Annotated in this window: 9 protein-coding genes; 5 read left to right on the top strand and 4 right to left on the bottom strand. The window is 38.9% G+C overall.

Features of this window, described 5'->3' with window-relative positions; genetic code table 11:
- The first annotated feature begins 21 nt into the window (after positions 1 to 21).
- The 3 genes from J5F42_RS03690 to J5F42_RS03680 are packed head-to-tail and all read left to right on the top strand — an operon-like array spanning position 22 to position 4,996.
- Positions 22 to 2,163 (top strand): hydantoinase/oxoprolinase family protein, encoded by a 2,142-nt coding sequence (locus J5F42_RS03690; RefSeq protein WP_097699253.1) that lies wholly within the window; start codon positions 22 to 24, stop codon positions 2,161 to 2,163.
- Positions 2,164 to 2,174: 11 nt separating this feature from the next.
- Positions 2,175 to 4,472, top strand: a complete 2,298-nt coding sequence (locus tag J5F42_RS03685; protein WP_078263075.1) for a hydantoinase B/oxoprolinase family protein — start codon at positions 2,175 to 2,177, stop codon at positions 4,470 to 4,472.
- A 23-nt stretch (positions 4,473 to 4,495) separates the two neighbouring features.
- Positions 4,496 to 4,996 (top strand): acetone carboxylase subunit gamma, encoded by a 501-nt coding sequence (locus J5F42_RS03680; protein WP_001877024.1) that lies wholly within the window; start codon positions 4,496 to 4,498, stop codon positions 4,994 to 4,996.
- A gap of 174 nt (positions 4,997 to 5,170) precedes the next feature.
- Here J5F42_RS03680 and J5F42_RS03675 read toward each other — a convergent pair whose 3' ends face one another.
- The 3 genes from J5F42_RS03675 to J5F42_RS03665 are packed head-to-tail and all read right to left on the bottom strand — an operon-like array spanning position 5,171 to position 8,123.
- Complete coding sequence (locus tag J5F42_RS03675) at positions 5,171 to 6,040, bottom strand: CfrBI family restriction endonuclease (RefSeq protein WP_283491582.1); 870 nt, start codon at positions 6,038 to 6,040, stop codon at positions 5,171 to 5,173.
- A gap of 2 nt (positions 6,041 to 6,042) precedes the next feature.
- Positions 6,043 to 7,257 (bottom strand): DNA-methyltransferase, encoded by a 1,215-nt coding sequence (locus J5F42_RS03670; protein ID WP_097699883.1) that lies wholly within the window; start codon positions 7,255 to 7,257, stop codon positions 6,043 to 6,045.
- 53 nt (positions 7,258 to 7,310) lie between these two features.
- Complete coding sequence (locus J5F42_RS03665) at positions 7,311 to 8,123, bottom strand: 3'-5' exonuclease (RefSeq protein ID WP_097699882.1); 813 nt, start codon at positions 8,121 to 8,123, stop codon at positions 7,311 to 7,313.
- A gap of 137 nt (positions 8,124 to 8,260) precedes the next feature.
- On the opposite strand from J5F42_RS03665, the gene feoB reads away from it, so the two are divergent.
- Both feoB and J5F42_RS03655 read left to right on the top strand, forming a co-directional pair.
- A complete protein-coding gene (gene feoB / locus J5F42_RS03660) occupies positions 8,261 to 10,189 on the top strand; it encodes a ferrous iron transport protein B (RefSeq protein ID WP_283491581.1) in 1,929 nt (642 codons plus the stop codon).
- A 251-nt stretch (positions 10,190 to 10,440) separates the two neighbouring features.
- Entirely contained in the window at positions 10,441 to 12,744 is a 2,304-nt protein-coding gene (locus J5F42_RS03655; protein WP_283491580.1) for a TonB-dependent receptor family protein, read from the top strand.
- A 41-nt stretch (positions 12,745 to 12,785) separates the two neighbouring features.
- Here the strand turns inward: J5F42_RS03655 and fliP are convergent, their stop codons facing one another.
- Complete coding sequence (gene fliP / locus J5F42_RS03650) at positions 12,786 to 13,532, bottom strand: flagellar type III secretion system pore protein FliP (RefSeq protein WP_001210277.1); 747 nt, start codon at positions 13,530 to 13,532, stop codon at positions 12,786 to 12,788.
- Positions 13,533 to 13,538: the final 6 nt, after the last annotated feature.

The raw sequence follows: 13,538 nt of genomic DNA, 5'->3' as shown, positions 1-13,538 counted from the left end.
CTTTAATTCAAAGGAGTCTAAATGAAAGACGCAAGAGTTCAGGTGATGGGTATTGATGCCGGTGGCACCATGACGGACACATTTTTTGTGAAAGAAAATGGCAGTTTCGTAGTTGGTAAAGCCCAAAGCAACCCAGAAGATGAGAGTTTAGCTATTTATAATAGCTCGCAAGACGCTTTATCGCATTGGAAATCGGATGTCAGTAAGGTTTATCCAGAGTTGGTCACTTGCGTGTATTCAGGCACGGCGATGCTCAATCGGGTCGTCCAAAGGCGCGGGATGGAAGTGGGCTTGATTTGTAATAAGGGTTTTGAGCAAATGCATTCTATGGGCAGGGCGTTGCAATCCTACTTGGGGTATGCGCTAGAAGAAAGGTTGCATATCAACACGCACAAGTATGATGATCCGCTGATTCCTTTAAAAAGGATTAGAGGCGTTACAGAAAGAACCGATGTCAAGGGACAAGTGGTTATCCCAGTGCGCCCAGAAGAGGTTAAAGTTGCTGTTAAGGAGCTTTTAGAAGCAGGCGCGAAAGCCATTGTGATTTGTTTGTTGCAATCTCATAAAAACGCTGAAAGCGAGCGGATTGTTAGAGATATAGCGTTAAAAGAGATTGAAAAATTGGGTAAAAATATTCCCGTATTCGCTTCTGTGGATTACTACCCTCAAAGAAAAGAAAGCCACAGAATGAACACCACTATCTTAGAAGCTTATGCGGCTGAGCCAAGCAGACAAACCCTCTCTAAAGTCAGCAACCGTTTCAAAGAGCATGGTGCTAAATTTGATCTTCGTGTGATGGCAACGCATGGAGGCACTATTAGTTGGAAAGCTAAAGAACTCGCTAGGACTATTGTGAGCGGCCCTATTGGAGGCGTGATCGGATCTAAATTGCTAGGCGAAACGCTGGGTTATGACAATATTGCATGCAGCGATATTGGCGGCACGAGCTTTGATATGGCGCTTATCGTTAAGAGCAATTTCAACATCGCTTCTGACCCTGATATGGCGCGCCTTGTTTTATCTCTACCGCTTGTGGCTATGGATTCCGTTGGTGCGGGTGCGGGGAGTTTTGTGCGCATTGATCCACACAGCCGATCGGTCAAACTAGGGCCTGACAGCGCGGGGTATAGAGTTGGCACTTGCTGGAAAGACAGCGGTTTAGACACGGTTTCAGTAACCGATTGCCATATTGTTTTAGGCTATTTGAACCCGGATAATTTCTTAGGCGGTTTGATTAAATTAGATGTGGATAGGGCTAAAAAACACATTAAAGAACAAATCGCTGATCCGCTAGGCATTAGCGTAGAAGATGCGGCTGCAGGTGTGATTGAGTTGCTTGATTTGGATCTTAAAGAATACTTGCGATCCAATATTAGCGCTAAAGGGTATAGCCCGTCTGATTTTGTGTGCTTTTCATATGGTGGCGCAGGACCTGTTCACACTTATGGCTATACAGAAAGCTTAGGGTTTAAGGATGTGGTAGTGCCTGCATGGGCGGCTGGGTTTAGCGCTTTTGGTTGTGCTTGCGCTGATTTTGAATACAGATACGACAAGAGCGTTGATATTGCTATTCCGCAGTATTCTTCAGACGAGTCCAAAATAGAGGCATGCAAGATCATTCAAGACGCATGGGATGAATTGACTCTCAAAGTGATTGAAGAGTTTAAGATTAATGGATTCTCTGAAAAAGATGTGATTCTAAGACCTGGATACAGGATGCAGTATATGGGGCAATTGAATGACTTAGAGATCACTTCTCCTGTATCAAAAGCTGCAAGCGTGGCTGATTGGGAAGAGATTGTCAAAGAATATGAAAAAACCTACGCTCGCGTTTATTCTGAATCAGCGTGTTCGCCAGAGCTTGGCTTTAGCGTGACTGGCGTGATCATGCGTGGTGTTGTGGCTACGCAAAAACCTGTGATTCCGGTTGAAAAAGAGCATGGTGCTACGCCTCCAAAAGAGGCCAAAATAGGCGTTAGAAAATTCTATCGTCATAAGAAATGGGTGGATGCAGATGTGTGGCACATGGAAAAGTTACTGCCTGGAAATGAAGTCATAGGGCCTGCGATCGTGGAAGCGGATTCAACCACTTTTGTGATACCCAAAGGCTTTGCGACAAGACTAGACAAACACCGATTGTTCCACTTGAAAGAAATTAAATAAAGGAGTTCAAAATGGCAAATTTATTGAAAAACGGCAAAACTTTAAAACAAGCTAGAGATGAAATCCTAGCCAGGACAGAAAAAACAGGGCATTATAATGGTCTCAAAAAACTAGAGTTTAAAGAAAGAGATCCGATTGGTTATGAGAAGATGTTCTCTAAATTAAGAGGCGGTATCGTGCATGCCAGAGAAACAGCTAAAAGGATTGCGGCAAGCCCTATTGTTGAGCAAGAGGGTGAATTGTGTTTCACGCTTTATAACGCTGTGGGCGATAGCGTGCTGACTTCTACGGGTATCATTATCCATGTAGGCACTATGGGATCGGCTATCAAATACATGGTAGAGAATAATTGGGAAGATAACCCAGGCATCAATGACAAGGATATTTTCACCAATAACGACTGCGCGATTGGGAATGTGCACCCATGCGATATTATGACTCTTGTGCCTATTTTCCACGATGAAAAATTGATTGGGTGGGTAGGCGGCGTTACGCATGTGATTGATACCGGTTCGGTTACTCCAGGATCGATGAGTACCGGACAGGTTCAAAGATTTGGGGATGGATACATGATCACTTGCCGTAAGACAGGGGCGAATGATGAAAGCTTTAAAGATTGGTTGCATGAATCTCAAAGATCGGTAAGAACGCCTAAATATTGGATTCTAGATGAAAGGACTAGGATTGCAGGATGCCATATGATTAGGGATTTAGTGATGGAAGTCATTAAAGAAGACGGCATTGATTCTTACATGCGATTTATTGATGAGGTGATTGAAGAGGGGAGAAGAGGCCTTATCTCTAGGATCAAATCCATGACCATACCGGGCAAGTATAGAAAGGTAGCGTTTGTGGATGTGCCTTATGCACATAAGGATATTGGCGTGTGCTCTGAATTTGCTAAGCTAGACACAATCATGCACTCTCCTGTGGAAATCACTATCAATAAAGACGCTACATGGAAATTAGATTTTGATGGCGCGTCCAGGTGGGGATGGCACTCTTTCAATTGCAACCAAGTGTCTTTTACTAGCGGTATTTGGGTGATGATGACTCAAACGCTGATACCCACTTCTCGCATCAACGATGGCGCTTATTTTGCGACTCAATTCAGACTCAAAAAAGGGACTTGGATGAATCCAGATGACAGGCGCACCGGGCATGCTTATGCGTGGCATTTCTTGGTATCAGGCTGGAGCGCTTTGTGGAGAGGTTTGTCTCAAGCGTATTACAGCCGAGGGTATTTAGAAGAGGTCAATTCTGGGAACGCTAACACTTCCAATTGGTTGCAAGGCGGTGGTATCAACCAGGATGGAGAAATCCATGCGGTGAATAGCTTTGAGACGAGTTCTTGTGGGACTGGAGCTTGTGCGATAAAAGACGGCCTAAATCACGCAGCGGCTATTTGGAACCCAGAAGGCGATATGGGCGATGTTGAAATTTGGGAAATGGCAGAGCCTCTTCTTTATTTAGGCAGGAATGTCAAAGCCAATACCGGTGGGTATGGGAAATATCGAGGCGGTAATGGGTTTGAAACTTTAAGAATGGTGTGGGGTGCACATGATTGGACCATGTTCTTTATGGGTAATGGCTATATGAATAGCGATTGGGGTATGATGGGGGGCTATCCAGCGGCTAGTGGCTATAGGTTTGAAGCGCACAACACCGATTTAAAAAACAGGATTAAAAATAACGCCAGCTTGCCTTTGGGGGGTGATTTTAACCCAACTGATCGCGATTATGAAAAGCACATTTCTCATGCGTCTCAAGTCAAAAGGGATAAGCAATGCATCACCACCGAGAACTGCTTTGACAATTACGACTTGTATTTGAATTACATCAAAGGCGGTCCTGGATTTGGCGATCCGATTGAAAGGGATTTGAACGCGATTTTAGAAGATCTCAACAGCAAACAGCTATTGCCAGAATACGCTTACAAGGTTTATGGCGCGGTGGTGAGTCAAAATAAAGACGGCGTGTGGGTCGGCGATGAAGCCAAAACGAAGGCCAGAAGAAAAGAAATTCTTGAAAACAGAAAGGCTAGATCCATCCCTGTAAAAGAATGGATGGAGCAAGAAAGAAACGCTATCCTTGAAAAAGAGGCTTCCAAACAGGTTAAGCACATGTATGCGACTAGCTTTGATCTCTCGCCTAGGTTCTTGAATGATTTTAAAACATTCTGGAACTTGCCAAAGAGTTGGACTGTGGAAGAAGATGAGCTTGGCGTATTCACCTATGGATCTAAATACAGGATGGATTTGAGCAAATTGCCCGATGTGCGCACGGTTGTGTTGGTTGATGAGAAATAAGATTTTTGCGAAGGAGAATGGTTATGTCAAAATACACACAAGAACAAATTAAAAATTTAGTAGAGGGGAACTTGGATTGGAACACTGTCTTAAAGATGCTGAGCATGCCTAAAGATCATGAGAGGTTCCAAATGTATTTGAAGGTGTTGCAAGATAAGGTGGATTTTGATGACAAAATCGTCTTACCCTTGGGGCCGCATTTGTTTGTGGTGCAAGATCCTCAAAAGAAGTGGGTGATTAAGTGTTCATGCGGTCATGCGTTTTGCGCTCCAGAGGAGAATTGGAAATTGCATGCAAACATCTATGTGCGCGATACAGCAGAAAAAATGGAAGAGGTGTATCCTAAACTCTTAGCTAGTGATACTCACTGGCAAGTGTATCGGGAGTATATTTGCCCGGATTGCGGCATCCTTTTGGATGTTGAAGCCCCAACTCCTTGGTATCCTGTGATCCATGATTTTGAGCCTGATATAGAGACATTCTATAAAGATTGGCTAGGCATACAGCCCCCAGAAAGACATTAAAATCGCTCAATCCTTTTTATGAAGAGGCTTTATACCTCTTCTTATGCCAAAAATTTGGGATAGGAGTTTGTTTTTAGCGATGCGTGTCTAGTAACTTAAGGCTCATTGATGGATATTGGGTTGAATTAAAGGTAGTTTTCCTAAAACCCACAATATCTTAGATAGAACACAAATTTATCGTGCATGATTTATCAATGGTATATCCAAACGCTTACAGAGTTTTTTAAAATCTAATAGAATATTGGAATTATTTTTTAGAGCTAAATAAACAATATTTAAATATTCAAGCTGTTGTTTATTTTGTTCGCTTAAGGTATAAGCTATAAAAATATCCGTATCTCTTGCAATGACCGCATCAGCACTTTCGGGATTGCCTTTACTCATTAATTTAACTTCTACCCTATAAACTTTACTCCTATCCTTATTATAAAGTTTAAAATCTACTTCTCTATCATACTCCAATTTTTTGTCTTTTTTAAAATTAGTTGCGTCAATATGACTTTCTGAAATACCGCAGCGCTTGCACAATTCTAACATTAAAGGCTTTTCAATTCTTTTACCTATCATAGAATATGCACTTCCCCTTAAAGCAATTTTCTTGGTTGCTAAGGCATTAATAACAAGCAAGCTTTCTTTTAAGTCTAAATTAACACTAACATCCTTATAAGTAATTTTAATATTGATACCTAAATCTGTCATGTTGTCGTTTTCTAAATTCTGCAATATTTCATATAGATATTTTAAATTATTTTGTGCAATATCTAAAACAACTTCTTTAGTAGAAGTCCCATAAGTATTAGTTTTGATATTGGTTCCACACAAAATGGCTATATCTTTTGGATCTTTATTATCCATAACATACTGCTGATACCAACTAAAATCTATAGATTTATCATGCATTTTTGCATAAACAATATCTTTAAAAAAAGATATAGCAAAATCTAAAAACTCTGTGTTGATAGTATTTAAAACTACTTCTCTATAATCTTTTCCTTTTAAGAGTAAATCAATCGTATGATTTAAAGCTAATTCATTAAAATTCATTTTTAGATTTCCTTAAAACCAAGTTTGATTAGATTTTGAGCGTATTTTGGATGTTGTTCGCATAATAAAGGAATACGCCCCATAGATTTTGCAACCATTCCAAAAGTGCCACTACCGGCAAAAGGGTCGCATACAACTTCATTTTCAAAAGAGTAGTAATTTAGCACTCTTTCATAAAGACTTTCAGGGAATACCGCCGGATGATCTTTACTAGACTTTGGAGTAATATACCAACAATTGGTGGTTTCTATAGGCAATTCTTTTTTTCCAAATAAAGTATGATTTTGTTTAATTGGTTTTAGTCGTTTTTCAGCTATTTTAATATTTTTATCTAGTAGAAAAGGGGCTTTTTTACGATAGACTAACAAACTTTCACTCACACAATTAGGTTTGTATCCTAAAGGTTTTTTATTTTGCAAATACCCTCCGATACGATTAGGCACACTAAAATCAGGTTTAATCCATAAGATTTCATCTACAAAGTAAAATCCATTGTCAATTAAAATTTGATGGAAATCAAAATGAATAGGATAACGCACGCTTTCAAACTCACGCCCAGCTCTCTTGGTAATCACAGGTGAAACATTAATGATAATAAAACGCCCCTCTTCTAACACTCTAAAACAAGCCTTTAAACTTTGAGACATGGCGCTTAGATAATCTTTGTAATTTTTATAATCGCTATAAATTCTAGCATTATAGTAAGGTGGTGAAGTGAAAATAAGATTGACAGAACTAGGAGCGATTTTATTGAGCGTTTGCGCATTATCCCCAATTAATAAAGAAGGTTTTTTAATAATATTTTCTATAATTTTTAAAGGTGGTTTTTTGGTATGGCGATAGTCATAGTATTGTTTCATTTTTTGCATGTTTTCATTTTGATAGTATTGCAACAAGTCATCGCATAATTTTGCGAATCGCATATCCTTAGATTTATATAAAGCAGTGCGTAAAAATTGATAAACAACTTCCATGTAATGTTCTTTAAAAGCTTCTTGCTTTAAAAAATTATAAATAATATCATCATCAAGTTGCCTACCAATAGAGCTTGCTATCTCTCTTTTTAGATCAATACTTAAATCTTGTTTAAACAATTCTAGCAATTTATTTAAATGGTCTTCGCTAGGGTGAGATCCCATATCCTTAATGCGTTTAATTGTGTAAAACTCAAGGTTTTTAATAAAACTATATGGTTTATTTTTTGATATTGTAGGCATAAAAGACTCTTTATTAAAAATATTAGATAGATTGTTTATACAATTATAAAACTTCAAGCAAACTCCCTAATCTCTTTCTCTAAAGCGTTAATAAAAACGCTTGAATAGGATTTTTCTTTAGGGAATTTGGCTAAAAAATCATTCAATAGCCCAAGGTATTGCTCCTTATTTAAAGCCCCTTTCAGCACTTCGTATTTTAAAAAAAGCCAGTAAGTGTTAAGCACATCGCTTTGGCAATAGCTATCAATAATCTCTTTTTTCTCCTTTTGGCTTAAATGTGGGTTGTAATAAATCGCATGCACTAAATCCCCGCTCACATCAAACTTACCAGGAATATTCATCATAGAGCAAACGCCATTCAAATTCAACCCCCTAACGGATCCATAATGGCTCAAGCTATCCATTAAATCCAAATGGAATTGCTCGCTATAACGCGCGCGGTAATTTTCCCATTTGTTTTCTTGGCTGTAAAAAGCGTCTAAGGTTAAATTGTATTTAAGGGCTTTGAGCGTGAGTAGGGGTATATCAAAACCTCTGCCATTGAAGCTTATCAAACGCGGTTGCTTTTCGTTAAAGTATCTAAAAAAGTCCTCTAAAAGCTCTTTTTCGCTTGTAAAACCCTCTTTATTCTCGTGTTTTTGACCAAAATTCCCCACTTTGATAAACTGCCCGTAATCATCGCCAATGACTGCTGCAATAGAGATGATTTCATGCAAATAAAGAGGCAAAAACTCGCTCCCGCTTTTTTCTTTTTGCTTTTCAAAACTCCATTCACAGATTTTTAGCGCATCATTTTCTTCTAATTGAAAATGCTCTTTACACAAGCTCACGCTAGGAATGGTTTCTATATCAAACACGCACAACATCACACGCCTCTTTCGCATTTTAACATTCTTGTCTCGCTTTTATTATATAACAATTAGTCTTATAGCGCTATAGTGCCAACTTTTAATATCAAAACGATATAACCAAAAATTAAAAAAACTTATTTGGAGAATTGGAAGTGAAAGAAATCACTATCGCTCTTGTAGGTCAGCCTAATGTGGGGAAATCGTCTCTCATCAACGCTTTGAGCAACGCCCATTTGAAAGTGGGGAATTTTGCCGGGGTTACCGTGGATAAAATGGAAGTGGGTTTGATACACAAAGAGCATCAAATCACTATCATTGATTTACCTGGCACTTACGCGCTCAATGATTTCACCACTGAAGAAAAGGTTACTAAAGATTTTTTAGAAAAAGGGCAATACGATCTCATTCTTAATGTGGTGGATTCCACCAATTTAGAGCGTAATTTAGCCTTAAGCGCTCAGCTATTAGACACGAATAAAAAAATGCTTCTTGCGCTCAACATGTGGGATGAGGCGCAAAAAGAAGGCGTTAAAATTGATACAGAAAAGCTTTCTAAAGAATTAGGGGTTGTGTGCGTGCCTACAAGCGCAAGATCCAAAGAAGATCGCTTGAATACAGAGCTTTTATTAGATGAAATTGTCAGACTTTATTCTCAAAACACTATAAACAATGAAAACATAAAAGTCCCGTCTCAAAGCTTTAAGGAGTCTTTAAAATACAGCCAGAGCGCTCAAAGAATCGCTCAATTAGTGATCAGTGAAAACCAACAAAACGCGAGTTTTGAACACACTTATAAGATTGATAAGATTTTAATGCACCCGCGTTATGGGATTTTCATTTTTTTAGGGTTTATGTTTATCATTTTTTCCTTGAGCTTTTTAATAGGGGGGGGAGTGCAAAAAGCGCTTGAAGCAGGGTTTAAATTTTTGAGCGATGGCATCAAAGAAAATGTGGCTAATGAAGATTTAGCGTCTTTGGTGGGTGATGGCATTATTGGGGGAGTGGGAGCGACGGTTTCATTCTTGCCTTTAATTGTGGTGTTGTATTTTGGGATTTCTTTACTAGAGACGACAGGCTATATGAGTAGGGTAGCGTTTTTGTTAGATGGGATCTTGCATAAATTTGGTTTGCATGGGAAGAGTTTTATCCCTTTAATCACCGGTTTTGGCTGCTCAGTGCCTGCCTACATGGCGACAAGAACCTTACAAAACTATAACGAACGACTGATCACGCTTTTTGTGATCGGCTTTATGAGCTGCTCGGCAAGGCTGCCTATTTATGTGCTGTTTGTAGGCTCGTTTTTCCCTTCTTCAAGCGCGGGGTTTGTGCTGTTTTGTATTTATATTTTGGGGGCGGTTGTGGCGTTAGTGATGGCCAAATTACTCAAATTAAGCGTGTTTAAAGGACAAACCGAATCTTTTATCATGGAAATGCCCAAATACCGCTTTCCCAGTTGGAGAATGGTCTATTTCAGTATCTATACCAAATCGCTTTCCTACCTAAAAAAAGCCGGGACTTATATTTTAGTGGGAGCGATTTTAATCTGGTTTATGTCCCAATACCCTAAAAGCGATGCGGCTATGAAAACTTATAAACAAGAAAGCTTGTTAGTGGATAAAAACACCACTCTTTCAAGCGAAGCCAAAGAAGAAAAATTAAAAGAATTAAAAGCAGAATTGGATAAAAAGAATTTAAAAAACAGCATTGTAGGAAGAGGTGGGGCGTATTTAGAAAAAGTCTTTAGCCCTATGGATTTTGATTGGCGTTTGAGCGTCTCGCTTGTAACCGGATTTATGGCTAAAGAGGTGGTGGTTTCTACTTTGGGCGTGTTGTTTTCTTTAGGGGATCAAAATGAAAAATCTGACGCTTTTAGAGGGATTTTAAGAAAAGAAGTCAGCGTGCCTAGCGGGATCGCTTTTATCGTGTTTGTGATGTTTTATATCCCTTGTTTTGCAGCGACCATCACTTTTGGTAGGGAAGCTGGAGGGATAAAGTTTGTAGTGTATTTGTTCATCTTCACAACCGTTGTAGCGTATGCGTTTTCCTTGATAGCTTTTTATGCGACTCAAATTTTGGTTTAAAGGTTAGCCCCATAAAGGGTTAAAAACCCTTTATTCGTTTAAAATTCCCCCATTAGAAATATTAAAAAATTTTTATTTTTCTTTATATCCCAATCCTTTCTATCAACATTCGCATTAATCGGTATTTTTGATAAAAAAGTCATTAATATTATCTAAATAATAATTTTTCAAAAATTTAAGCTAAAACTAATAATAGTTATTATAAATTTCACCTTGTTGTAAAAAAGAACATTTTTCATAAAAGGTGGTAAATGAAAAGAATTTTAGTCTCTTTGGCTGTTTTGAGTCATAGCGCGCATGCTGTCAAAACTCATAATTTAGAAAGGGTAGAAGCTTCAGGGGTGGCTAACGATAAAGAAGCGCCTTTAAGTTGGAGGAGCAAGGAAGTTAGAAACTATATGGGATCTCGCACGGTGATTTCTAACAAGCAGCTCACTAAAAGCGCGAATCAAAGCATTGAAGAAGCTTTGCAAAATGTGCCAGGCGTGCATATTAGAAACTCTACCGGTATTGGAGCTGTGCCTAGCATTTCCATTAGGGGGTTTGGTGCGGGAGGCCCAGGGCATTCTAATACGGGAATGATTCTAGTCAATGGGATTCCTATTTATGTCGCGCCCTATGTTGAAATTGGCACGGTTATTTTTCCTGTAACCTTTCAATCTGTGGATAGAATCAGCGTAACCAAGGGTGGGGAGAGCGTGCGTTATGGCCCTAACGCTTTTGGCGGTGTGATCAACATTATCACCAAAGGCATTCCTACCAATTGGGAAAGTCAAGTGAGCGAGAGGACCACTTTTTGGGGCAAATCTGAAAATGGGGGGTTTTTCAATCAAAATTCTAAAAACATTGATAAAAGCTTAGTTAATAACATGCTTTTTAACACCTATTTAAGAACGGGGGGTATGATGAATAAGCATTTTGGAATCCAAGCTCAAGTCAATTGGCTCAAAGGGCAAGGGTTTAGATACAACAGCCCTACGGATATTCAAAACTACATGCTAGATTCATTGTATCAAATCAATGATAGCAACAAGATCACCGCTTTTTTTCAATATTATAGTTATTTCTTGACAGACCCTGGATCTTTAGGCATAGAAGCGTATAATCAAAATCGTTTTCAAAATAACCGCCCTAATAATGATAAAAGCGGGAGAGCGAAGCGATGGGGAGCTGTGTATCAAAACTTTTTTGGGGACACGGATAGAGTCGGGGGGGATTTCACTTTCAGCTACTATGGGCATGACATGTCAAGGGATTTTAAATTTGATTCTAACTATTTAAATGTCAATACCAATCCTAAATTAGGCCCTGTTTATACCAATCAAAATTATCCAGGATTTTTCATCTTTGATCATTTAAGGCGCTATGTGATGAACGCTTTTGAGCCTAATTTGAACTTAGTTGTCAATACCAATAAAGTTAAGCAAACTTTTAATGTGGGCATGCGTTTTATGACGATGGACATGTTCATTAGATCCGATCAAAGCACATGCGAAAAATCAGATATTATTGATGGGGTGTGCCATATGCCCCCATATGTTCTTTCTAAAAAGCCTAGTAACAATCAAGAAATGTTTAACAACTATACAGCGGTATGGTTGAGCGATAAAATAGAACTTTTTGATTCTAAATTAGCGATAACTCCAGGGATTAGATACACTTTTTTGAACTATAACAATAAAGAGCCAGAAAAGCACGATTTTTCCGTATGGACCAGTAAAAAACAGCGTCAAAACGAATGGAGTCCCGCCCTTAACATCGGCTATAAACCTATGGAAAATTGGATATGGTATGCGAACTACCGCCGCAGTTTTATCCCCCCACAACACACAATGGTAGGCATTACTAGGACTAATTACAACCAAATTTTTAATGAAATTGAAGTGGGGCAACGCTATAGTTATAAAAATCTATTGAGCTTTAACACGAATTATTTTGTGATTTTTGCCAAGCGTTACTATGCGGGAGGCTATAGCCCACAGCCTGTGGATGCCAGAAGTCAAGGGGTGGAATTAGAATTGTATTACGCGCCGATTAGGGGTTTGCAATTTCATGTGGCTTACACTTATATTGATGCGCGCATCACTTCTAATGCTGATGATATTGCTTATTATTTTACAGGCATTGTCAATAAACCCTTTGACATTAAAGGGAAGCGCTTGCCCTATGTGAGTCCTAACCAATTCATATTTGACATGATGTATACTTACAAGCACACGACTTTTGGAATTAGTAGTTATTTTTATAGCCGCGCTTATAGTTCCATGCTCAATCAAGCTAAAGATCAAACCGTGTGCCTGCCCTTAAACCCAGAATACACAGGGGGGCTAGAGTATGGTTGTAATTCAGTGGGGTTATTGCCCTTGTATTTTGTGTTGAATGTCCAAGTAAGCTCAATTTTATGGCAAAGCGGTAGGCATAAAATCACCGGGAGTTTGCAAATCAATAACCTTTTTAACATGAAGTATTATTTTAGGGGGATTGGCACAAGCCCTACAGGGAGAGAGCCCGCTCCAGGGAGATCCATTACAGCGTATTTGAATTATGAGTTTTAAATTAATTTCAAGCTATCCTTTTATGGCTTGAATGTTTAATATCAAACCATTTTAAAACTCGCCACTAAATTTTCGGTCAATAAATTAAACCCATCTACTAGAATAAACACCAAAATTTTAAAAGGCAGAGAAATCATTACAGGCGGGAGCATCATCATGCCCATCGCCATTAAAATAGAGCTGATCACCATATCAATCACCAAAAAAGGCAAGTAGAGTAAAAAGCCGATTTGAAACGCTGTTTTCAACTCGCTTATCATAAACGCCGGGATCAAAACACTCAAACTCACCTCATCAGGGGTTTTAGGGTTAGGCAAATTCCTAATCCTAAAAAAAAGCGCTAGATCCTTTTCTCGTGTGTTTTTAAGCATGAATTCCTTGAAAGGCAGAGCGCTTTTTTCAAACGCTTCGGTGTAAGAAATCTTTTTATCCATATAAGGCTTAATCCCTGTATCATAAGCCTTTTTCAAGCTAGGTTCCATGATGAAAAAAGTCAATATCAAAGAGAGCGAGACTAAAATTTGAGTGGGGGGGGTTTGTTGCGTGCCTAAAGCGGTCCTTAAAAAAGAAAACACCACGATCAAACGGGTGAAACTCGTCATCACTAAAATCAACGATGGGGCTAAAACTAAAAGCGTGAGCAGAGCGATGACATTAAGGGTGGTTACAAGCTGCTTAGGATCGTTAGGAGCGTTTAAAGAGAGATTGACGCTAGGCAAAGTGCTATCAGCGCTCATTAAAGGGCATATTAAAGGGCAAATGAGAATGAAAAAAATGAAAAAACGCAAAATTCT

Origin of the sequence: Helicobacter pylori (assembly GCF_030062585.1) — a bacterium.
Classification (GTDB): Bacteria; Campylobacterota; Campylobacteria; order Campylobacterales; family Helicobacteraceae; genus Helicobacter; species Helicobacter pylori_CN.
This window is presented reverse-complemented; position numbering and strand designations above follow the sequence as displayed.